The following is a 22,114-nucleotide window of genomic DNA, read 5'->3' as shown; positions in this document are numbered from 1 at the left end:
CACAGAAAACTGGACAGGCCCCTGTGGACACCGACACCCCGTCACGCCCCATCCCTTCGGCCCCGCCCTCGCCTTCAGGACCACCGGCCTGCCCCGGGTTCCCGTCCGAGCGAGTGTCTCAGAAGTCATGACACTCACATGTCTCAGGAGTGAGGAGACAGCACACATCCCGACGACCACGAACATGACCAGTGCTCCGAGCTGTGCTCGGAGCACTGCCGAGGAGGCGGTGAGGACCCGGGCGGAGGGATCGACGTGCGCTGCAGCGGAAGAGGTGGACACGAACGCTCCTTATCCTCCCGTGGAATGAACAATGGAAAATGCAAGAGAGAACAACATGTGCTGATATCATAACAGAACACGGAATTAAGTATCCGGGTCACATGAGAGCATTTTCCTCCCCGCCCGTAGCACACACCTTCCAAGCCATCATTTCATTGCCGCCACAATTCTCCGAAACATTGTGCTTCGATAGAGCGCACCCCACATTCGCACCCATAACCTCATTTCCCTCTCGGCCCTCTTCTGACAGCCTCAATGCCAGCGGAATGAGCACTCCACCTCAGTCGATCACCGGGGTCAGTAATCCCCTGACCGTGCGCCCGGGGTAGTTCATGATGACGTGCAGCGTCCTCGTGGGCCTGATCGGCACCGCCCTGATCGGCTTCGCCGCATTCCTGGTGACAGTGGCGATCCAGAGAGGAACCCTCGCACAGATCGGTGCGGTCAGCGCTGCTGTTGCTGTCATCGGGCTGCTTCTTCTTGGAATAGAGGCCGGCATCGCGCGCACCCGCACCATCGTCAGCCCCGCAGGAGGGGATCCTTCGCAAGCGGACCGGGGCCCGCGCGATGCGGATCGTCGAACGGATCGACGCCATGGATCCCCTGAGCCGCCGAATCCGCCGATAACTGATAAGTCGGCCTGACATCCGGACCCGTTCCCCACTTCTATTGCGAGCCGGCACGGTCCCGAGTCTCGCCCGGCGATCGGTGATTTCCGGGGGCGATCAGTCCTGCCTCGACACGAGTGCCCATCCGCGGGCCCGGGTGCGCTGCTCCCAGAAGCTGCGGTATGGCCCCTCGACGGACACGAGCTCATGGTGATGTCCCCGCTGGGCAATGCGCCCGGCGTCGTCGAGGACGATGACCTGGTCGGCCGCTGCGATCGTCTCGAGCTTGTGGGCAATGACGATGAGTGTCGAGGTGCGCCGCAGCTCCTGCATCGCGGCAACGATATTGGCCTCGTTCTCCGCATCCAGGGCACTGGTGGCCTCATCGAGCAGCACGATCGGTGCTCGCTTGAGCAGGGCCCGAGCGATGGAGACGCGCTGGCGCTCCCCACCGGACAGGGCCCGCCCGCCCTCTCCCACGCGGGTGCTCCAGCCGTGGGGCAGACGGTTGACGATCTCGGTGACGCCGGCGAGCCCCGCGGCCCAGCGTACCTGGGCGTCGTCGGCCGCGGGGTCGCCGATGCGGATGTTGGCGGCCAGGGTGTCGTCGAAGAGGTAGACGTCTTGGAAGACCATGGAGAGCTGTTCCATGAGCTGGGTGGTCGGCATGTCGCGCACATCGGCGCCGCCGACTCGCACGGCCCCCGAGTCCACGTCCCAGAAGCGGGCGATGAGGCGGGCGATGGTCGTCTTGCCGCTGCCGGAGGGGCCCACGATGGCGCACATGGTGCGTGCGGGCACGCTCATCGATACCCCGGTCAGGACGGGGGCGTCGGGGCGGTAGCCGAAGACGACGTCGTCGAGCTCGACCGTGCCCGGCTCGGGCAGCGCGCTGGGCTCCTGCGGCTCGGCCATGAGCTCGCCGTCCATGACGGCGTCCAGGTGGTTCATCATCTGGCGCCGCTCCTCCACGCCCATCACGGCTGCTCCGATGTCGTCGAGCATGGTGGTGAAGCGCAGGCACATGCCGATGACGGCGATGGCCGCCAGCGGCTCCATGGAGCCGGAGGCGGCCAGTGAGGAGGTCAGGACGATCATGGCGACGACGAGGATCTGGCTCAGCGCGCCGTTGACGAGGTTGCCGGCCGATTCCCACCACAGGGCGCGTCTGGAGGCGCGGGCCCCGTCGTCGAAGGCGGCGGTGAGGCGGCTGTAGCCGGAGGCGGCCCGGCAGGATCGCAGGGCCCCCTGGCAGCGGGCGATCTCGACGATGCGGGCGGCGAGCTCGCGCTCAGCGGGCTCGGAGATGGACTTGCCCCGGTCCAGCAGACGGCGCGAGAGGCGCACGAGTCCGGCGAACAGGGGCGCGGCCAGCGTCAGCAGGAGTCCCAGGCGCCAGTCCCAGGCCCAGGAGCCGACCCCGACGACCAGGCATGCAGCGGTCGTGGAGGTGAGCAGGTACACGAAGTGGGCGGCGGACTCCCCCAGGGCAACCATCTCCTGGCTCACGGCCCGGGACAGGGTGCCGGCGGAGTCGGCGGTGAACCAGCGCAGGGGCAGGCGCGCGATCCGGTCGCCCACCGCGTGGTGGACGTCGTGCATGAAGCCCAGCGCCCCCGACATGCCCATGCGCCGTCCCTGGAAGTCGCAGACGGCCGCACCGAGACCGAGAACGACCAGCACGATGAGCCAGCCGCCGAAGGACAGCCCCCATCGGGGGGCACTGGTCGCCAGAGCCACTGAGGCGGGCAGCAGCACCAGCAGCGCCAGTCCCACCAGGACGCCGTTGACTCCCGCCAGGGCGATGCACCCTCGGGTCTGTCTCCAGGAGGAGTCGGTCATGAGCCTGCGGAAGCGGGACAGCAGGGAGTCCGCCGGCCGGGAGGGCCCGCCGGAAGTGGAGGGCACCGGAAGCGCGGTCCCGGTCCTCCCGCCCCGGTCATCGGTGTGGGAGGATACCGGTACAAGAACGCTGCCGTCGGCCGCATCGTCAGCCGTACCGTCGGCGAGTGCGGGGCCGTCCGTCCTAGTCACGGTGTCGTGGCTGTCCGCCTCCGCGGTGCCCTTGAGCTCGCCGGCCTGGCGCAGCAGGGCCCGGTAGTGGGGCTCATCGGCCAGGTCGTCGTGGGAGCCGGCGGCGACGATGCGTCCGCCGTCCATGACGGCAATGCAGTCGGCGCCGCGCACGGCGGCCGGCCGGTGGGCGATGACCAGGACGGTGCGATCCTTGACCAGGGCACTGAGGGCCTGCTGGATCTCGGCCTCGGACTCGGGGTCGGCCATGGCGGTGGCCTCGTCGAGCACGATGACGGGGGTGTCCAGCAGGATGGCACGAGCGATGGCGATGCGCTGCTCCTGCCCACCGGACAGTGCTGTGTCCTGCCCCAGGACGGTGTCGTAGCCCTGCGGCAGCGCCATGATCTCCTCGTGGATGCGGGCCACGCGGGCGGCGGCGCGCACCTGCGCCAGGTCGGCCTCGGGGCGCCCGAGGGCGATATTCTCCCGCACAGTGGTGGCGAGCAGCTGAGCGTCCTGGAGAACGAAGGAGACGGTGGAGTACAGGGTGGACTCGTCCATGTCCCGCAGGTCCACCCCGCCGATACGGACGGCGCCGGCGTCCGGGTCGGCGAAGCGGGCGATGAGAGTGGCCAACGTCGATTTGCCCGAGCCGGAGGGGCCCAGCAGCGCGGTCACGGTTCCCGGCTCCAAGGTCAGGCAGGCGTCGTCGACGGCGAGGGTGTCCCCGTAGGAGAAGGAGACGTGGTCGATCTCGACGAGCGCCGTGCGAGGCCGCTCGGGGCGGTCGGTGGCGGGCAGAACGGGGGTGTCGAGGACCTCGCACAGGCGCAGGGCCGCCGCCCCGGCCAGCTGGTAGGACCAGGAGATCGAGGCAATGGTGATGAGTGCGGCGGGGAGGACCAGGGCGACGAGGGTTGTGGCCAGGACCTGGGGCAGGGTGACGGCACCGGTATGGATGAGCAGCGCCCCTCCCCCGAGGTTGACCAGGAGCAGTACGGGGATCGAGACCCAGGTGAAGGACAGACAGGTGACGGTCACCAGGGGCATCGCCCAGGCGCGGTAGAAGGCGGAGAACTCGTCGGCGGCGGCGAGGTAGGCCGAGTGGGCACGCCCCACGCGCCCGAAGGCCTTGACCACGCCGATACCGGAGACGAACTCGACCATGGCCGAGGAGATGGTGGCCAGCTTGCGGTCCATCTCCACGGTCTTCTCGTTCATGCCGCGCATGGACACCGAGTAGGTGAGCACGTAGAGGATGAGTGTGGAGACGGCCAGCAGGGCCAGGCGCCAGTCGATCCAGAAGGCGCAGCCCAGCAGGGTCAGCGGAGTGACGATGGCGTTGAGGCGCTCGACGGGGCCGTGGGCGATGACGGTGTGGACCAGAGTCGTGTCGTCCTGAACGGCCTTGCGCAGGCGCCCGGAGGTGGAAGCGGTGAACCAGGACAGCGGGGCGTGGGAGATGCGCGCAACGATGTCGCGGCGCAGGCGGTCGCGCAGGGACAGGTCGGCCAGGTGGGTGATGAGCAGCGCCAGGAAGTACAGCAGCAGACGGGTGGAGTAGGCGCTCACGAGCACCATGACCGCGCCTGACACCTGCCGGGGATCCGGGCTCAGGCCCGCCCGGTGGGCGCGCAGCAGGATGTCGCCGAGCTGGACCAGAGCGATGTAGGGGGCCACCGCCAGGACCGCGGAGAGCAGGACGAGGATCTGACCGATCCGCAGGCGGGTGCGCACGGGGGCGCCGAGGCGGGCGATGGCGGCCTGCCCCTCACGCGAGCGCTGAGCGTTGCTCCTCCTCACCTGCTCGCCCGATTCCCCGGCTCTTCCGGGGCCCGGCGAAGGCGGCGACAACTGCGAAGACGACTGCGGTGCCGTCTGCGGCGACGTCCCTGGCGCCAGCCGCTGTGCCTGCGTGCTCATCAGGTGCCTCGTTCTTCCGTCGACTCTAACTCTGAAGGTGTTTCAGAACTTAATAAGGCACACCTTACTCTAGTCGCTGAACTAGGAGCAACCGTCGCTGAGTCGCACTACGGTGCTGTCATGGCATCACAGGCACGACTGGGCAGGCCAACCGGGCCGAGACCCGGTTTCTCGCGCGACGACGTCGTCGACGCCGCCCTCGAGATCGGCATCGCCGAATTCACCCTGACCGCCACGGCCAAGCAGATGGGCGTGGCGGTCTCCGGCCTGTACCGCACGATCTCCTCACGTGAGGACCTGCTGGCCGCCTGCCTGGAGAGGATCGCCGCCCAGATCGAGGTTCCCCGCCCCGGGAAGCGCTGGCCCGACACGGTTCGGGCGCATGCCGAGGCCGTCTGGGAGATGCTGGAGCGCTATCCCGGCCTGGCCGGCGTCATCATGGGGGTGCCGTGGGCCCACCAGCTCTTCGCCGCACCCGTGGCTCAGGCGTGCCAGGTCCTGGTCGACGGCGGCCTGGGGGTCGAGGAGGCCGGGGTGGTCCTGGACTTCGTCGGCGACACCGTCATCTCCACGCACGCGCAGATCGAGGTCATGCGCTCCCCCGCCGGTCGCCCCGAGCCGCCTGCACCGTTCCCGGGACACGAATCGGGAGAGAGCGCCTCAGGCGCCGGGAGGGGCGGCGCCACGGGGCTGGAGGAGGCGAGCCGGTTCGCGACGATCAGCAGGGCACCGGCCCTGCCCGAGGCACTGACTCCGAACGAGAGCTGGCTAGACCGAGGCGGACTGGACCGCAAGATCGAGATCATCATCCGGGGTGTGGCCGCAGACATCGGACAGTCATCAGACTGAACGCACCGGAGCCTGCGTCGAGAAGCGTCAGTGGGCGACGCTGACGTCCAGCGGCATCCCTGAGTCCGGGGCGAAGTCCATGGGGCTGGGGGCGACGCCGGCCCGCACGGCCGCTGACCCCAGGGCCGCGATCTGGGCGCCGTTGTCGGTGCAGAAGCGCAGCGGCGGCAGGCGCAGGGTGATGCCGGCCTCCTCACAGCGCTCGGCGGCCAAGGACCGCAGCCGGGAGTTGGCCGAGTATCCACCCCCGACGACGAGCGTGTCGCAGCCGGTGTCCAGGCAGGCCCGGACCGCCTTGGCCGTCAGGGAGTCGTTGACGGCCTCGGAGAAGGCGGCGCAGACGTCGGCACTGGGCACCTTCTGCCCGGAGTCCTCCAGGGACTCCACGTAGCGGGCCACGGCGGTCTTGAGGCCGGAGAAGGAGAAGTCGTAGCGGTGACGCTCCTTGTCCTTACCCGCGGCCAGGCCCCGGGGGAAGCGGATGGCGCCGCGGTCGCCCTCCTGGGAGAGCCGGTCCACGTGCGGGCCGCCGGGGTAGGGCAGGCCCAGGAGCCGGCCGACCTTGTCGAAGGCCTCACCGGCGGCGTCGTCGAGAGTGCCGCCGAGCTCGACGACGTCGGTGGCGATGTTACGGATGCTCAGGAGGTTCGAGTGACCGCCGGAGACGATGAGTCCGACGAAGCGCTCCGGCAGGGGGCCGTCGACCAGCTCATCGACCGCCAGGTGCCCGATGACGTGGTTGACGCCGTAGATCGGCCGGTTCAGGCTCGCGGCCAGGGCCTTGGCGGCGGAGATGCCGACGGTCAGGGAGCCGATGAGTCCGGGGCCGGCGCACACGGCGATAGCGTCGATCTCGCTCAGGTCGACGCCGGACTTCTCCAGTGCGGCGTCGAGGGTCGGCAGGAAGGACTCCAGGTGGGCGCGTGAGGCGACCTCGGGGATGATGCCGCCGAAGCGCGCGTACTGGTCCATGGAGGTGGCGGTGACGTCGACGAGGAGCTCGCGGCCGCGCACGAGGGCCACGCCGGTCTCGTCGCAGGTGGACTCGATACCGAGAATGAGGGGGGCGCTCACAGACCCAGACTATCGCCTAGCGACACGGACACCGAACAGGCGCCTGCCGTCCCGTCCACAGACGGCAGGCTATCCGGCCACTGCCCCGACTACCGTTGGGACGTGCCGACCGAGGACGACATCGACCAGGCACCCCTGACACGTCACCGACGAGGAGGTACTCGTGACTGAGCCCGACAACCCGGACCTGGTGGTGGGCGACGACGGTCTGGCCAGGCCGGTCTGGGCGGCCACCGACCCTTTGCTTCGCGAGTACTACGACACCGAGTGGGGCATGCCGGTGCGCGACGAGCGGGGAGTCTTCGAGCGACTGAGCCTGGAGGCCTTCCAGTCGGGCCTGTCCTGGGCCACGATCCTGCGCAAGCGTCCGGCCTTCCGTGACGCCTTCTCCGGTTTCGATCCGGAGGCGGTGGCGGGCTTCCGGGAGGCGGACGTGGCCCGGTTGCTGGCCGATGCCCGGATCGTGCGCAACCGGGCCAAGATCCTGGCGACCACTGGCAATGCCCGCGCGACGCTGCACCTCAGGGAGAGTGACGACGTCGCCGGCGGCCTGGCGGGCCTCGTGTGGTCCTTCCAGCCGGAGGCAACTCCTCAACCCCATCGGCTCTCAGACATTCCCACTCAGTCGCCTCAGTCGGCGGCCCTGTCCCGCGAGCTCAAGCGCCGTGGTTTCCGCTTCGTCGGCCCGACGACGATGCACGCCCTCATGGAGGCGATCGGGATCATCGATACGCACCTGGTCGGCTCCCACCGCCGTGGCTCCTCCGGAGTGTGGGCATAGCCCAACCGCACCCCTCCTTCGTTGATGCCCTGAATCACACTCGTGTCCGTGTATCCTCACTCTTCCATCGGCTTCGTCTCAGGAGGCACCGTGTCCGTTCAGCTGTTGTCGTCATCGGGCAGCTCCACTGAGGAGCCGGTGCCTCTGGCCCGGGCCGAGGCAGTCCTGTGCGACATGGACGGCACGCTCGTGGACTCCTCGGCAGTCGTGGAGTCGATGTGGAGCTCCTTCGCCCACGACCACGGCATGAGTGAGCGCTTCGACGAGATCATGGCCTACTCCCCCGGCCGCACCGGCCTCGACACGATCCGCCGGTTCCTGCCGGAGCTGACCGCCGATGAGCAGGACGCCATCTACAAGCGCCTCGCTCGTGAGGAGATCGTGCGAACCGCAGGACGCATGGCGGAGATTCCCGGCGCTGCATCCTTCATGACAGCCTTGATCGACGCCGGCGTTCCGCTGGCCCTGGTGACCTCCGCGCCGATCGAGCTCATGCAGGTGCGCATGGAGGAGGCCGGCGTCCCCATTCCCCCCTGCGGTTGTCTCCGCCGGCGACGTCGAACGCGGCAAACCCGACCCCGCGCCCTACCTCAAGGCCGCCGAGATCCTGGGGGTACCGATCTCCTCCTGTCTGGTACTGGAGGACGCCACCTCCGGCTACACCGCGGCCCGGCGCGCCGGCGCACAGGTCCTCCTCGTGGGCGACGGCGTCCCCGAGGCCGACCCGCACGTCCCCCGCATCGCGGACTTCACCGGGATCACCTTCACCACCCACTAGCGTCGAGCCGGGCATTTTTCGCGTAGCCCTACAGAATTTCTGTTGGGGTACGCGAAAAATGCCCTCTTCGCGGTTGGGCGCCGGGCGGCGTGATTCTGGTACGCGCCGGTTTCCACAGCCGGGTTTTGACACCGCCAGTCCACAGAGCATCTGATGCCAGTTCTCACGTCTTGAGCTCAACCCTCACGCTGGTAGGCATGACCACCGGCATTGCCTCCAAAACTCCATCTCACAGCGCCCCGTCATTCCTCCTGTCCTCCGACGCCGTTTCAGCGGGGGCTTCCCACTTGTGCACCGCGCCGGGTCTGTTCCGGATCGGTCCTGGTGTCTATACCCCGCAGCAGGAGTGGACGGCGGGGCCAAGCGGCTGAAGGTCTCCCGCCCCACGGCCTATACCCCGCAGCAGGAGTGGACGGCGGCCAGGCCGGACCTGCGGCATCTGACTCTCATCCGGGCCGCACTGGCCAAGGCCCGCGGGGACCTGGTCCTGCTTGGCGCGTCGGCGGCCGTGTGGCTCGGGCTCCCACTGGTGGGCCGCATCCCGAGGCGGGTCCAGTGCCTCGGGCGTCGCACGGATCGATCGAGCACCGCTCTTCTGCAACGTCGGGAGAGAACCGGGCTCGGTGCGTTGGAAACGGTCAGAGGAGTCTTGGTGTCCAACGTCTCTGACACGGTCGTTGATCTGGCCCGGTGGGGCGGGCTCACCCAGGGCGTGTGCGCCATGGACGCCGCCCTGGCCGCCCACCTGTGCACCCGCGCCGAGCTGACCAACGCCGTCAACCACCTGGCCACCGGCGCCCGCGGCATCCGCAGCGCCCGCACCGCCACCCACCTGACCGACGCCCGCTCCGAGTCCCCCGGCGAGTCCCTCTCCCGCGTACGCATGTGGCAGGCCACCCTGCCCCACCCCGACCTCCAGCACAAAGCCCACATCAACGACTACACCTACCGCCTCGACTTCCTATGGCCCCACGCCAGGGTGGTCGGCGAGTTCGACGGCCGCATCAAGTACCGCAAGAACAGCTACGGAAAGAACGCCGAGGACACCGTCCTCAACGAGCGCCGCCGCGAGCTCGCCCTCACCCGCGCCGGCTATGACGTCGCCCGCTGGACCTGGGAGGACGCCTGGCCAACCGACGCCCCAGCCATGCTGCGCGAGCTCGCCCACCACAACATCCACCCCACCGGCATTCGCTGGTAAAACACCACCGAGCCGGGCATTTCTCGCGTAGCCCCACAGAATTTCTGTCGGGGTACGCGAGAAATGCCCGGCTCGGTACTGAGTGAGGCAGATGGATCAGTGGGCGTGCTGGCCCTTCCACAGGGCGTGGCCGAGATCCCGGTTGAGGCGCGAGATGACCTCGAGCGGCACCGACTTGGGGCACACGGCCGCGCACTCACCGATGTTCGTGCAGCCGCCGAAGCCCTCGGCGTCGTGCTGGTTGAGCATGCTCACCACGCGAGCGAGGCGCTCGGGCTGGCCCTGCGGAAGCAGGCCCAGGTGCGAGATCTTCGCGCCGGTGAACAGCATGGCCGAGGCGTTGGGGCACGCCGCCACGCAGGCGCCGCAGCCGATGCAGGCGGCCGCCTCGAAGGCGGCATCGGCCTTCTCCTTCTGCACGGGCATCGAATGAGCCTCCGGGGCCCCACCGGTGTTGACCGAGATGTAGCCGCCGGCCTGGACGATGCGGTCCAGGGCGGAGCGGTCCACGATGAGGTCGCGCAGCACCGGGAAGCCGGTGGAGCGCCACGGTTCGATCGTGATGGTGGAACCGTCCTTGAAGGAGGGGTCCTCCGCCAGGTGGCGCATGTGCAGCTGGCAGGTGGTAGAGCGGATGGGCCCGTGGGCCTGCCCGTTGATGACCACACCGCACTGACCGCAGATGCCCTCGCGGCAGTCGGAGTCGAAGGCCACCGGCTCCTTGCCCTCGGCGAAGAGCTGCTCGTTGAGCAGGTCGAGGACCTCGAGGAAGCTCATGTGCTCCTCGATCCCGCTCATGGCGTACTCCTCGAAGTGGCCCTTCGAGTCCTGGTTCTTCTGGCGCCAGATCTTGAGCTTGATGTTCACTTGTAACTCCGCTGCTTGAGCTCGATGTCCTTGTAGACGAGGTCCTCCTTGTGGAGGATCGGCGGCTGGTTCTCCCCGCCCCACTCCCAGGCGGCGACGTAGAGGAACTCGTCATCGTGTCGCATGGCCTCACCCTCGGGAGTCTGGGACTCCGCCCGGAAGTGGCCACCGCAGGACTCACGCCGGTGCAGGGCGTCGATGCACATGAGCTCGGCCAGCTCGAAGAAGTCCAGCAGTCGGCCGGCCTTCTCCAGGGCCTGGTTGAGCTCGTCGGCCTGGCCCGTGATGCGGGCGTCGCGCCAGAACTCCTCCTTGAGGGCCCGGATCTGCTCGATGGCGTCGCGCAGTCCGGCGTCGCGCCGCTCCATGCCGCAGTACTCCCACATGATGCGGCCCAGGGCCATGTGGAAGTCGTCCACGCTGCGGGTGCCGCGCAGGGCCATGAGGCGGGCGACGCGCTCCTCGACGGAGCGCTTGGCCTCGGCGATCTCCGGGGCGTTGGGGTCGACCTTGCCCAGGCGCAGCATGTCCGCCAGGTAGTCGTTCATGGTGTCAGGCAGGACGAAGTAGCCGTCGGCCAGGCCCTGCATGAGGGCGGAGGCGCCCAGGCGGTTGGCGCCGTGGTCGGAGAAGTTGGCCTCTCCGGCGATGTAGAGGCCCGGGACGTTGGACTCCAGGTCGTAGTCCACCCACAGGCCACCCATCGTGTAGTGCACGGCGGGGTAGATGCGCATGGGGACCTCGTAGGGGTCGTCCCCGGTGATGCGCTGGTACATCTCGAACAGGTTGCCGTAGCGGGCGGAGACGGCGTCCTTGCCCAGGCGGCTGATGGCCTCGGAAAAGTCCAGGTAGACGCCGCGACGCATCATCCGCTCGTTGCCGTCGGCGTCGCGCTCCTTGATGGCCGGTCCCACGCCGCGACCCTCGTCGCACATGTTCTTGGCCTGGCGGGAGGCGATGTCACGCGGCACGAGGTTGCCGAAGGCCGGGTAGATGCGCTCGAGGTAGTAGTCGCGCGCCTCCTCGGGGATGTCGCGCGGGTCCTTGTCGCAGTCCTCGGCCTTCTTGGGCACCCAGATGCGTCCGTCGTTGCGCAGGGACTCACTCATGAGGGTGAGCTTGGACTGGAAGTCCCCGGACTGCGGGATGCAGGTGGGGTGGATCTGCGTGTAGCAGGGGTTGGCGAAGTAGGCGCCCTTGCGGTGCGCGCGCCAGATGGCAGTGGCGTTGCAGCCCATGGCGTTGGTCGACAGGAAGAACACGTTGCCGTAGCCGCCGCTGGCCAGGACGACGGCGTCGGCAAGGTGGGTCTCGATCTTCCCGGTGACCATGTCACGGGTGACGATGCCCCGGGCACGGCCGTCGACGATGATGAGCTCGACCATCTCGTGGCGACGGAACTCCTTGACCGTGCCGGCGTGCACCTGGCGCTCGAGGGCCTGGTAGGCGCCGATGAGGAGCTGCTGGCCGGTCTGGCCGCGGGCGTAGAAGGTACGGGAGACCTGCACGCCACCGAAGGAGCGGTTGTCCAGCAGGCCACCGTACTCGCGGGCGAAGGGCACGCCCTGGGCCACGCACTGGTCGATGATGTTGGCGCTGACCTCTGCCAGGCGGTAGACGTTGTCCTCGCGGGCGCGGTAGTCACCGCCCTTGACCGTGTCGTAGAAGAGCCGGTAGACGGAGTCCCCGTCGTTGCGGTAGTTCTTCGCGGCGTTGATACCGCCCTGGGCGGCGATGGAGTGCGCCCGGCGAGCCGAGTCCTGGTAGAAGAAGACCTTGACGTTGTAGCCCTGCTCGCCCAGGGAGGCGGCCGCGGCGCCGCCGGCCAGGCCGGAGCCGACGACGATGATGTCCAGCTTGCGGCGGTTGGCGGGGTTGACCAGCTTGGCCTCGAACTTGCGCTGCTCCCAGCGCCGGTCGATCGGGACGGAGTGGGGGGCCTTGGTGTCGGCGATCTTCTCGCCCTCGTAGTACAGGCCGTCGATGAGTTCAGTCATAGTCGTTCACTCTCAGTGGGTCGCCGTAGCACACTCGGCGAAGTGCTCGGCGGAGGAGCCGATCGCGTCACAGAACTGCGGATAGTAGTCGCCAGCGGCCATGGGGGCATCGACATAGCCGAAGAGGATCGCCGTCGGAACAGCCATGAAGGCGACGAACAGCGCGAAGGCCAGCACGAAGGCGATCAGCCGAATGAAGGGGATGGTGTTTCCTCGCACCGCCCCCAGCGTCTGCAGGGCGGACCACACGCCGTGCCACACGTGCAGGCACAGGGCGGCCAGCGCGACAGCGTAGATGAGCCACACCCACCACAGCTGGAAGCCGTAGTACATGTTGAGGTAGGCCCGCCCGTGCACGTACTTCCCTCCCGGCGTCAGTGACAGGGTGGTGTACTGCAGGAGGTGCCAGATGATGAACAGCAGGAGGATGACGCCGCCCCACCGCATGGTGCGCATGGCGTAGCGGGAGGCGAAGTACTCGGCGCCGGGCTTCTTGACGGCGTACTTGTCGTTGCCGCGGGCCCGCTTGTTGCGCGCCCACAGGCTGAAGGCGCTGCCGGCGTGAGCCAGGAGGCAGGCGATGAGAGCCAGGCGGAGGATCCACAGGACACCGCCGTAGGGCATGATCGGCACCAGCAGCGCTCGCAGGAACACGGCGTAGTGATCGTAGGCGACCTCACCCTCGAAGTAGTGCAGGTTGCCGTAGGCGTGGAAGAGGACGAAGAACAGGAACACCAGTCCCGAGATCGCCATCATGCGCTTCATGAAGACGGTCGTGGAGAAGGCGGTCCGCCTCTTCAGGGAAGGAGCAGATGATTTGGCCACGGCAGAAGGCTAGCCGGGCACCAGGTCCCGTTGGTCCCGCCTGGGCCCCTACCAGCGCAGTTGCTGTGACGATCCGCAGAATCGCGGGGATCTCATCGAATCTCGATTCGTCATTCAACGCCGCGGAATATGCTGACACCGACATCTGGGGCCGCCTTTTCGTCACGGGGGTGTCAGACAAATCTGTGAAGTGGCCGACACCTACCGCTTCTCTCCCCGCGGTCCGTGTTTATCTCCGGTCGCTGCGGACCCATCTGCTTCTTCGGTCCCGGCGCAATCCGTCCAGTCGGACACCGGGGCTTGCCCCCGGATGGGCTGGCCCTCGGGCTCAGGGCGGGCTCGGATCACCGGCCTCGGCCCCCACCGGTCCCGGGCGCGGGCGCAGAGTCAGCCGCATGACCACGGCGTCCTCCGGCGGTGCCTGGTAGTAGCGGCGGCGCCGGCCGATGGGAACGAACCCGTGCCTGGCGTAGAGCCGCTGGGCGGCCTCGTTGGACTGACGCACCTCCAGCAGGACATCGGGGCAGCTCACCTCTCGGGCGGTGGAGACGAGCTCGGTGAGCATGAGGGAGGCGATCCCTCGCCCGCGCGCGGCCGGGACGGTAGCGATGGTCAGCAGATCCGCGCTGGTCAGCCCGCCTGCGTGATAGAGCCCGGCATAGCCCAGGAGCCGTGGCCCGTGCGGCCCGGCCCCGGCGGCGCGATCCGCGGCGTCATCATCGCTCTCATCGGACTCGACGACGATGTAGCGGCGGTCCGCCCCAGGCCCCTGGGAGGCCGCCAGCTCGGCGGCCAGCAGTTCTCTGCTCCAGGCCTCGGCCCCGAAGAGCTCGCTCTCGAGACGGGCGATGGTCTCCAGGTCCCTCGCCGCCATCTCCCGCAGCCTGGGGGCCCGGCCCGCTCCCGTCACCTCGGGCATCTCAGTGTCTTTCGTGGCCCCGGGGTCAGCGCACGCGCTTGCGGGCGGTGGGCATCTGCACGTCGGCGTGGCGCAGGTAGAGCGGCTGCGTGCTCAGCTCCTCGCCGCGCTCGAGGCGGGCCAGGGCGATGCGCACCTGGGTGAGGGCGTCACCGGAGATAGGGGCCAGGGCCTCGTGGCAGGAGGACATCTCCGCCAGCTCGGGGTAGAGGGCGGCGCCGGAGCCGGCCACGGCGTCGACGTCTCCGCCTTCTCCGGCCCGCCCCGGGGCCTGCTCGGCGAGGCGCTGGGCGACCTGGGCCGGGGGGCAGACGCTGATCTCGGTCAGGCGGGTGACGTCGTCGGGACCGTTGGCGCGGAAGAGTGCCGTGTAGACCTCGCGCCTGCGGGCGTCGGTGGCGACCAGGACGACCGGATCCTTGCGTCCCTCGTGGGCTCCGAGCTCATCCAGGGCGCGGCGGGCGACGGCGTCGAGGCTGGAGACTCCGTGGACGGGGACGCTCCGGGTGCGCCCGACGACCCCGGCCGTCACCAGTCCGGCCCGCAGTCCGGTGAAGGGGGCCGGTCCGGTGGCGGCGACCACGGCGTCCAGCGGACGCTCGGCCACCTCGGGAACCGACAGAGCCTCAGAGAGCATCTGCCCGAGGGACTCGGCGTGACGGCGGGTATCGGCCTGTTCGTCCTGGCTCAGCACCTGCAGGGCGCGCGCACCGGCGGCCGAGGGGGCGGCATCGACGACCGCGAGCTGAGTCCCCAGGGAGGAGTCGATGGAGAGGATTCGCACCGGACCAGCCTATGCCTTCGGGTCTCGTGGCAGGTTGACGCGGCTCTCGGGGATCGTGTCCCCCAGGGTCTCACCGACGGTCGCGTCGGCGTCATCCTCAGCCCCGTCCCCCAGAAGGGACAGGTCGATGGCGGCGCGGGGGATGCCCCGCCGCACTGCGGCGCCCTGGGTGTCGGACTCGTCCCGGCTGAGCCGGTCAGCGCGCTCGGCCATGTCGGCGCGGTTGCGGGCCTGGCGTAGCGGGGCGGTCACCTTGCGCTCGTGACGGACCGTGATGATGACGGTGAGGATCCCGACGACGACGACCGCCAGGACCGGCCCCCAGATCGCCCAGCCCCCCGTGGTGGAGCGCTCCTCGCCCTGAGCGGCGGAGGTCTTGGGCTTGGACCCGGCGCGCTCACGCAGGATCTCTCCGTAGTCGCGCAGATCGATGGGACCGGCCAGGCGCCGGGTGGCGGCCTCCCCCATCGCCGTCACCGTGGTGCCGCTCAGCGAGTACCAGGCGTTGGCGTTGCGGTCGTGGACGAGGTGGGCCTCGCCCATCTGGTCGACGTCGGTGGCCAGGTCGTCGTCGAACACGGGGGTGCAGGTAGCGTGCCCCTTGTCATGGACCACCTCGAGAAGACCGACCGGCTTGCCGCCCGAGGAGACGGTCGCGGCCCAGTCGCCGGTGTCGACGGGTTGCGCGGTGGGCTGGGAGCCGTCAAGGAAGCCGGAGGCCCAGGTGTAGACGCTGCGCGGATCGCCCACCGTGATCTCGCCCTGCTCACCGGTGCTCTGACGTACCTGAGCGACGCACTCGCTCTCCATGAGCGCCTTGGCCTCGTCACGCGAGTCAGCGTCGGTCGAGACACCCGCCACGCCGCCGGCCGACGTGATCGCCGTGAGGTGGGGGTCGGTGTCGGCAGCGGCCCGGACCGGCGCCGGGGTCAGGAGGCAGACGCCCAGGAGCGCCGCCGCCGCAGCGGACAAGAGCAGGTGCCGGGGACGTCGGGAGCACTGGGCGGGCCGGATCGGGGTGGCGTTGCGGAGCGGTGCCACGGTGGCGGGAGTGTTCACAGCGGCGCTCCAGGCTGGCAGGAGGCCTCTGCGGCCAGGGGGTTCAGGTCGACGTCGGCCCAGCGCGCACCGACGGCGCGCACGATGATCGTCCGGTTGCCGTCGTCGACCTCGCCGAGGTCCACGACCGGCTCCCCCGTCACCGAGCCGGCGGGAGACTCTGCCCCGGCGGGGGCGTCGTCGGGCTGCGGGCGCCCGGCGCGCACGGCTCCGTGGGGGCGCAGCACCTGGATCTCCAGGCGGTCGGGGCTCAGGGCCTCCACCTTCTCCTCGCCCCACTCGACCAGGGTGACGGCGCGGTCCAGGGAGGAGTCCAGGTCGAGGGCGTCAATCTCCTCCAGAGAGGCGATCCGGTAGGCGTCAACGTGGATGAGGTCGGGGCCGCCGGAGACGGAGGGGTGCACGCGGGCGATGATGAAGGTGGGTGAGGAGACCCGGCCGCGCACCCCCAGGGCCGCACCGACGCCCTGAGCGAGCGTGGTCTTGCCGGCCCCCAGCCCGCCGGAGAGCATGACGAGGTCGCCGGCGCGCAGCAGGCGGGCCAGGCGGGCACCCAGTGCCCGGGTCTCGTCGGCGTTGCCGGTGGCAATGGTGATCCCAGGGGCGGTCTGCGGTGTGTGCGGCGCTGTGCTCATATTCCCTCCTCATCCGTGCATGGGTCCGATGGTGGAACCGGCCGGCCTGATGGGGACCGGCGATATCCGACGTCTGCCGTCTAGGGTCGAGAGTAGTCGCCAGTGCCGGGCTCCCCGACGTAGCAGCGCGGGACACGAGCTCCCAACCGGGTCACGATCTCGTAGTTGATGGTGCCGCAGGCCTGCGCCCAGTCATCCGCGGTGGGGACGGCCTCCTGATCTGAGTCCTGGGGGTCTCCCCAGAGCACGGCGGTCTCACCGACCTGGGCCGGTGCCGGCAGGGGCGCTCCGGTCTCGTCCACGGCCGGGCCGAGGTCGACGACCACCTGGTCCATGCACACCCGCCCCACGATGGTGGTCATGATGCTGCCGACTCCCACGGGGCCGGTGGAGCTGGCAGCGCGGGGGACGCCGTCGGAGTACCCCAGGGGCACGAGCCCCACCCAGCGGTCGGTGGGGGCGCTCCAGGTCCCCCCATAGGAGACGGCCTGCCCGGCCTCGATGCGCTTGACCTGCACCAGAGGGGACTCCAGGCGCATGGCGGGCCGCAGCCCGAGCTCGGCGCTGGTGGCCACGGAGGGATCGGGACTCAACCCGTACAGGCCGATGCCTGCACGCACCAGGTCCATACGGGCCTGCGGGTGCCACAGGAGTCCTCCGGTGGCGGCCAGGTGGTGGATGGGCGGGTTGAGGCCGGCGGCCCGGACGACCTGCTCGGCCTGCCGGTACCGCTCCAGGTGCTCCTCGGTGGAGCCGCTGGCAGGCTCGTCGGCGCGCGACAGGTGGGACCACAGGCCGACGACGTCGACCGTTCCCTCGTCCTCGGCCCGCCTCAGCGCGGCGGCCAGGGCCGGCAGCTCCTCGGGGGTGGCGCCGCCGCGCGACATGCCGGTGTCGACCTTGAGGTGGAGACGCGCCGTCCTCCCCTGCGCCCGGGCCGCCGCCGACAGGGCCTCAAGCTGGGGCAGGGTGGACACTGACAAGTCCAGGTCGGCGGCCAGGGCGGCGCGCAGGGGCGAGTCCTCGGCGGCCGCCCGGGCAGGATCCATGACGGGCAGGAGCCAGGTGAGGACCCGGGGGGCCTGCGCGGAGGGATCCCCCACCGGGCGGCTCACACCGGCCTCATCCAGCAGGCAGCGCAGCGTCAGGGCCTCGGCGAGCTGGGCCACTCCCAGCCAGGAGGCTCCCGCTGACAGGGCGGTCAGGGCGACCGGGCCCAGCCCGTGACCATAGGCGTCGGCCTTGACCACGGCCATCCACGGCACGCCCGCCACCTGCGCCAGGCGCCGCCCGTTGTGGGCCACGGCCTCCAGGTCGATGACGGCCCGCGAGGTAGCCGCCGCCGGTGGCGCGCACTGGGAGAGCGCGGATCGCGGAGCGGTGGAGGGGGTCGTTGCGGCAGAGTCCATGGAGGTGGTCACGGCGCGATTGTCGCACTGGGTGGCCGGGGGCGCCGCTGTATCCTGGCCCACGCCTCGAGCCGGAAGGCCTGCTGGGCACCGCTTCAGGCGCCGCACCTCAAGGGTGGGGCGGCACCGCCTGGAACCGGTTGAGCTCGAGGCGGGCCGGGCCGAGGGCCGCGGCGATGTCCAGGGCGGCGATCGGGTGCCCGCCGACCCCCGTGCCCCCGGCGCCCTGCGGGCTTGCTGCGGCGTAGGCCCCCGCAAGCGCATGCAGCCTGACGCCGGCGGCCACCGATTCGACCAGGACGTCTACTGAGGTCGGGCCCGAGGCGGCGGGCGCCGTCTCCTGCTCCCAGCGGGCTGCGGCGCCGGCCAGGACCGCTCCGAGGATCCCGGCCAGCACGTCCCCGCTTCCGGCGCTCGCCATCCAGCCCGGTCCGCTGTCCACACTGACCACGGGGCGCTGTGGTGCGGCGATGAGGGTGGTAGCTCCCTTAAGCAGGACAGTGGCGCCGGTGAGGCGGCAGATCTCGCGGGCGGCGAGACCCGGGTGGGCCTCGACGCGGTTGCGGTTCCATCTATGGGTCTCCCGCGCCGCCGCCCCCTTGTCCTCCAGTGCGATCAACAGCGCGGCGGCCTCTCCGGCGTGCGGGGTCAGCACGTGCAGCGGCGTGCAGCTCAGCTCCTCGGTGAGGAGCTCGGTCAGGATGCTCAGGGCGCCGGCGTCGACGACGGTGGGGATCCGGGTGGGGATCCGGGTGTGGCCCTGCCTGCCTCCGCCGGAGGGTGCCAGGGTGGAGGAGAGGATGGCTCGTACCTCATCGGCCCTGGTGGTGTCGGCGGGGTCGATGCCCGGCCCCAGGACGAGTGCCTGAGCGCGTCCGGCGGCGGGGACGACCTCGGGTCGGGCAGCCAGGACGAGGTCCTCCACGCGCCTGGGCGCGGTCAGGCGCACCATGCCGGCGCCGGCGCGCACGGCGCCGCTGGCGGCCAGGACGGCGGCGCCGGGGTAGGTCTCGCTGCCGGCCCACAGGCCGACCACGCCACGGGTGTACTTGTGGTCATCGGGGCCCGGCTCGCGAAGGGCTCGTCTCAGGTAGTCGCCCAGGGCGACGTCGGCGGGGTGGCGGGCCAGGGGCCGGCTCGTGGGCGTGGGCAGCCCGAGGGGGACGACCTCGACGACGCCGCACAGGTGGCGGGCCGGGGGCAGGCACTGGCATCCCTTGAGGCAGGTGAAGGTGACGGTGAGGTCGGCGGCCAGGACCGGGCCGCTCACCGTGCCGTCGTCGACTCCGGTTCCGCTGGGCAGGTCGACAGCGATGACGCGCAGCGGGCGGTGCCCCGGTTCTCCGGCGGCGATGAGCGGGGCGATGAGAGCGGCGGCGTCGGGTCGCAGCGCCCCGGTGGCGCCGATGCCGGTGAGCCCGTCCAGGACGAGTCCGCCGCGGACGAGGAAGGCCTCGATAGCGGCCACGGCCTCGGCTAAGGCCTGATCGGTTCCGTCATCGCTGCGGTAGCCGGCTCCGTGGATGGTGACGCCGTGGCTGCGGGCCTCCTCCAGGGCGACGGGATGGGGGTGCTCGGTGGCGAGCACGGCGCTGACCGCGCAGCCGCTGTGGGCGAGCAGGCCACCGGCCAGGAGGGTGTCGGCCCCGTTGTGGCCGCCGCCGACTAAGAGGAGTACCGGGGCCCCGGAGATCCATCCGGGACTCGCGCACGCGCCTGCTCCACCACCCGTTCCTCCCAGCGGCGTCGTCGGGGACAGCGGTGAGGAGGGGGTCGGCGCCGTCCCCGCGGGACTCGTCGAGGATGCCGGCGCCAGAACCGATCGGGCGGGGACCGCCGCGGTGCCCGCAGTGCCGGCTCCTTGGCGCAGCTCGCGCAGTGCCGCCCGGGCCACCGCGTGGGCGGCGGCTCTCATGTAGCGGTCGGTGCCCGCGGTGACGGGGGCCTCCGCGGAGGCTATCTCCCGGGCGGGCCAGGCACAGGTGGTGGGGTCGGTGACGTCGTGGGAACGCGGGAGGTCGTTGAGGTCACTCACCCGTCCCATTGTCCTCCGCTCCGCTCTCCTCGCCCCTCCAACGCGGCTTTGAGACAGGCAGTTTCATACAACGGGACTCACTCGGTGGCTGCCGGTCCAGGTCGGCTGCCGTCGGGCAGGCGGCAAGAAGTTGTCCTTTCTAGAACTAGGTGGCGCGTTCACCCCTCACCGTCCCCGTTCACCCGGCACAATGGCCGAGTGATCCGCGCTGTAGGGACCGATCTGGTTGATATCCCCCGCCTCGAAGGCTACATGGACCGGGTACCCGGCCTGCGCGAGCGGCTCTTCACCCCCGCCGAGCTGGCCGCCTGCCAGAAGCGGGCAACCTCCCTCGGGGCGCGACTGGCGGCCAAGGAGGCGGTTCTCAAGGCCCTGGGGTCGGCTTACGCCGAGCTCGGACTGGACGCGCCCCAGGGGTGGGAGTACCAGGACATCGAGGTGACCTCGATGCCCGGCACGCCGCCGCGCCTGCGCCTGACCGGGGCGGCCGCGATGGCCGCGCGCCAGGCCGGCATCGGCCACTGGCACCTCTCCCTGGCGCACGACGGCGGTATGGCCCAGGCCTTCGTCGTCGCCCAGGCCGACCACGTCGACAATGACGACGACCTGGCCCTGTCCTCCCAACGCTCACAGGCCCGTACGAAGCAGCAGATCAGGTCCCTTCGCCCCGCCCTGTAGACGAGGGCGCCGAGCCCGGGATACGGGCTCGGCGCCGTTGAGGGTCGAGTCGACGTCTCGGCGTCGGCCCTACTCGACGGTGACGGACTTGGCCAGGTTGCGCGGCTGGTCGATGTCCAGCCCCTTGGCACCGGCCAGCGCCGCGGCGAAGATCTGCAGCGGCACCACGGTCAGCAGCGGCCACAGGATCGTGGGGGTGACGGGCACCCGGATGATGTGGTCGGCGAAGGGCTCGACGTCGGTATCCCCCTCCTCCGCGATGACGATGGTGCGCGCGCCGCGGGCCCGGATCTCCTGGATGTTGGAGATGACCTTGTCGTGCAGGACGGGGCGGCGCGGGGTGGGCACGATGACGAAGACCGGCAGCCCCTCCTCGATGAGCGCGATCGGGCCGTGCTTGAGCTCGCCGGCGGCGAAGCCCTCCGCGTGGACGTAGGCGAGCTCCTTGAGCTTGAGCGCCCCTTCCAGCGCCACCGGGAAGCCGACGTGGCGGCCCAGGAACAGGAAGGAGGACTTGTCCGCCAGCGCGGTGCCCAGCTCACGCACCCTGGCCTCCTGGTGGTCCAGGACGTGCTGGATGCGGTCCGGCATGGCGGCGAGGTTGTCCAGGTACTCGGCGACCTCGTCGGGCCACTTGTTGCCGCGCAGCTGGGCCAGGTAGAGCCCCAGCAGGTAGCAGGCGGTGATCTGGGCGAGGAAGGCCTTGGTGGAGGCCACGGCGACCTCCGGGCCGGCGTGGGTGTAGAGGACGGCGTCTGCCTCGCGGGCGATGGTCGAGCCGTAGGTGTTGACGATGGCCAGGACCTTGCTGCCCTGCTCGCGGGCGTGGCGCACGGCCTGGATGGTGTCCATGGTCTCGCCGGACTGGGAGATGGCCACGGTCAGGGTCTTCTCGCTGACGACCGGGTCGCGGTAGCGGAACTCGTGGGCGAGCTCGACCTCCACGGGGATGCGGCACCAGTGCTCGATGGCGTACTTGGCGACGTGCCCGGCGTAGGCGGCGGTGCCGCAGGCGATGACGATGATCTTGTCGACGCTGCGCAGGACGGCGGGGTCGATGCGCATCTCGTCGAGCTGGAGCTCACCGCGCTCGTCGACGCGGCCGCGCAGGGTGTCGGCCACGGCGGTGGGCTGCTCGTGGATCTCCTTGTCCATGAAGGTGTCGTAGCCGCCCTTGACGGCGGCGGAGGCGTCCCAGGAGACCTCCCAGGTCTTGGGCTCGACGGCCTTGCCGTCCTGGTCCCAGACGTGGACGGCGTCGGCGGTCAGCAGGAGGACCTGGTCGTCGTCGACCTCGGCGGCCTTCTTGGTGAAGGCGACGAAGGCGGCCACGTCGCTGCCCAGGAAGTTCTCACCCTCACCCAGGCCGATGACCAGGGGGCTGGAGCGGCGGG

18 protein-coding genes are annotated in these 22,114 nt (G+C 70.1%); 6 read left to right on the top strand and 12 right to left on the bottom strand.

Annotated elements, in window-relative coordinates:
• Nucleotides 1-635 precede the first annotated feature (635 nt).
• Entirely contained in the window at nucleotides 636-926 is a 291-nt protein-coding gene (locus BKH20_RS14100) for a hypothetical protein (RefSeq protein WP_143224991.1), read from the top strand.
• An 81-nt stretch (nucleotides 927-1,007) separates the two neighbouring features.
• Here BKH20_RS14100 and BKH20_RS10220 read toward each other — a convergent pair whose 3' ends face one another.
• Complete coding sequence (locus BKH20_RS10220) at nucleotides 1,008-4,829, bottom strand: ABC transporter ATP-binding protein (RefSeq protein ID WP_075390975.1); 3,822 nt, start codon at nucleotides 4,827-4,829, stop codon at nucleotides 1,008-1,010.
• Between the two features lie 120 nt (nucleotides 4,830-4,949).
• Between BKH20_RS10220 and BKH20_RS10215 the strand changes: the two genes are divergently transcribed.
• Nucleotides 4,950-5,678, top strand: coding sequence for a TetR/AcrR family transcriptional regulator (locus tag BKH20_RS10215; protein WP_075390974.1), 729 nt, complete (start codon nucleotides 4,950-4,952; stop codon nucleotides 5,676-5,678).
• Between the two features lie 27 nt (nucleotides 5,679-5,705).
• Here BKH20_RS10215 and tsaD read toward each other — a convergent pair whose 3' ends face one another.
• Nucleotides 5,706-6,752, bottom strand: a complete 1,047-nt coding sequence (gene tsaD, locus BKH20_RS10210) for a tRNA (adenosine(37)-N6)-threonylcarbamoyltransferase complex transferase subunit TsaD (RefSeq protein WP_075390973.1) — start codon at nucleotides 6,750-6,752, stop codon at nucleotides 5,706-5,708.
• A 163-nt stretch (nucleotides 6,753-6,915) separates the two neighbouring features.
• Here tsaD and BKH20_RS10205 point away from each other — a divergent pair, with 163 nt between their 5' ends.
• From BKH20_RS10205 to BKH20_RS14740, 3 genes are all read left to right on the top strand, one after another.
• Nucleotides 6,916-7,533, top strand: a complete 618-nt coding sequence (locus tag BKH20_RS10205; RefSeq protein ID WP_075390972.1) for a DNA-3-methyladenine glycosylase I — start codon at nucleotides 6,916-6,918, stop codon at nucleotides 7,531-7,533.
• A 48-nt stretch (nucleotides 7,534-7,581) separates the two neighbouring features.
• Nucleotides 7,582-8,337 (top strand): HAD family hydrolase, encoded by a 756-nt coding sequence (locus BKH20_RS15065; protein WP_430793395.1) that lies wholly within the window; start codon nucleotides 7,582-7,584, stop codon nucleotides 8,335-8,337.
• Nucleotides 8,338-8,963: 626 nt separating this feature from the next.
• Entirely contained in the window at nucleotides 8,964-9,512 is a 549-nt protein-coding gene (locus tag BKH20_RS14740) for a hypothetical protein (protein ID WP_256693135.1), read from the top strand.
• 96 nt (nucleotides 9,513-9,608) lie between these two features.
• Here the strand turns inward: BKH20_RS14740 and BKH20_RS10190 are convergent, their stop codons facing one another.
• From BKH20_RS10190 to BKH20_RS10150, 9 genes are all read right to left on the bottom strand, one after another.
• Nucleotides 9,609-10,379, bottom strand: a complete 771-nt coding sequence (locus BKH20_RS10190) for a succinate dehydrogenase/fumarate reductase iron-sulfur subunit (protein ID WP_075390971.1) — start codon at nucleotides 10,377-10,379, stop codon at nucleotides 9,609-9,611.
• On the bottom strand, nucleotides 10,376-12,376 hold the full coding sequence (locus BKH20_RS10185; RefSeq protein ID WP_070661373.1) for a fumarate reductase/succinate dehydrogenase flavoprotein subunit: 2,001 nt from the start codon (nucleotides 12,374-12,376) through the stop codon (nucleotides 10,376-10,378). Before BKH20_RS10185 ends, BKH20_RS10190 begins: the two co-directional genes overlap by 4 nt.
• A gap of 12 nt (nucleotides 12,377-12,388) precedes the next feature.
• Nucleotides 12,389-13,141, bottom strand: a complete 753-nt coding sequence (locus BKH20_RS10180; RefSeq protein WP_178388589.1) for a succinate dehydrogenase cytochrome b subunit — start codon at nucleotides 13,139-13,141, stop codon at nucleotides 12,389-12,391.
• A 388-nt stretch (nucleotides 13,142-13,529) separates the two neighbouring features.
• Nucleotides 13,530-14,120 (bottom strand): GNAT family N-acetyltransferase, encoded by a 591-nt coding sequence (locus BKH20_RS10175; protein WP_075390969.1) that lies wholly within the window; start codon nucleotides 14,118-14,120, stop codon nucleotides 13,530-13,532.
• A 25-nt stretch (nucleotides 14,121-14,145) separates the two neighbouring features.
• Complete coding sequence (gene tsaB / locus BKH20_RS10170) at nucleotides 14,146-14,904, bottom strand: tRNA (adenosine(37)-N6)-threonylcarbamoyltransferase complex dimerization subunit type 1 TsaB (RefSeq protein WP_075390968.1); 759 nt, start codon at nucleotides 14,902-14,904, stop codon at nucleotides 14,146-14,148.
• A gap of 9 nt (nucleotides 14,905-14,913) precedes the next feature.
• Nucleotides 14,914-15,963, bottom strand: coding sequence for a hypothetical protein (locus BKH20_RS10165; protein ID WP_075390967.1), 1,050 nt, complete (start codon nucleotides 15,961-15,963; stop codon nucleotides 14,914-14,916).
• A complete protein-coding gene (tsaE, locus tag BKH20_RS10160) occupies nucleotides 15,960-16,598 on the bottom strand; it encodes a tRNA (adenosine(37)-N6)-threonylcarbamoyltransferase complex ATPase subunit type 1 TsaE (RefSeq protein WP_075390966.1) in 639 nt (212 codons plus the stop codon). Before tsaE ends, BKH20_RS10165 begins: the two co-directional genes overlap by 4 nt.
• 80 nt (nucleotides 16,599-16,678) lie before the next feature.
• Complete coding sequence (gene alr / locus BKH20_RS10155; protein WP_075390976.1) at nucleotides 16,679-18,007, bottom strand: alanine racemase; 1,329 nt, start codon at nucleotides 18,005-18,007, stop codon at nucleotides 16,679-16,681.
• Nucleotides 18,008-18,116: 109 nt separating this feature from the next.
• On the bottom strand, nucleotides 18,117-20,051 hold the full coding sequence (locus BKH20_RS10150; protein ID WP_075390965.1) for a bifunctional ADP-dependent NAD(P)H-hydrate dehydratase/NAD(P)H-hydrate epimerase: 1,935 nt from the start codon (nucleotides 20,049-20,051) through the stop codon (nucleotides 18,117-18,119).
• A gap of 189 nt (nucleotides 20,052-20,240) precedes the next feature.
• On the opposite strand from BKH20_RS10150, the gene BKH20_RS10145 reads away from it, so the two are divergent.
• Nucleotides 20,241-20,720 (top strand): holo-ACP synthase, encoded by a 480-nt coding sequence (locus BKH20_RS10145; RefSeq protein WP_075390964.1) that lies wholly within the window; start codon nucleotides 20,241-20,243, stop codon nucleotides 20,718-20,720.
• 69 nt (nucleotides 20,721-20,789) lie between these two features.
• Here BKH20_RS10145 and glmS read toward each other — a convergent pair.
• Nucleotides 20,790-22,114: glutamine--fructose-6-phosphate transaminase (isomerizing) (gene glmS / locus BKH20_RS10140; protein ID WP_075390963.1), on the bottom strand; the 1,325-nt coding region annotated here is incomplete at its 5' end.

This window comes from Actinomyces oris, assembly GCF_001937445.1.
Classification (GTDB): Bacteria; Actinomycetota; Actinomycetes; order Actinomycetales; family Actinomycetaceae; genus Actinomyces; species Actinomyces acetigenes.
Note: the sequence above shows the minus strand (reverse complement) of the source record. Positions and strands in the feature narration are given on the sequence as shown.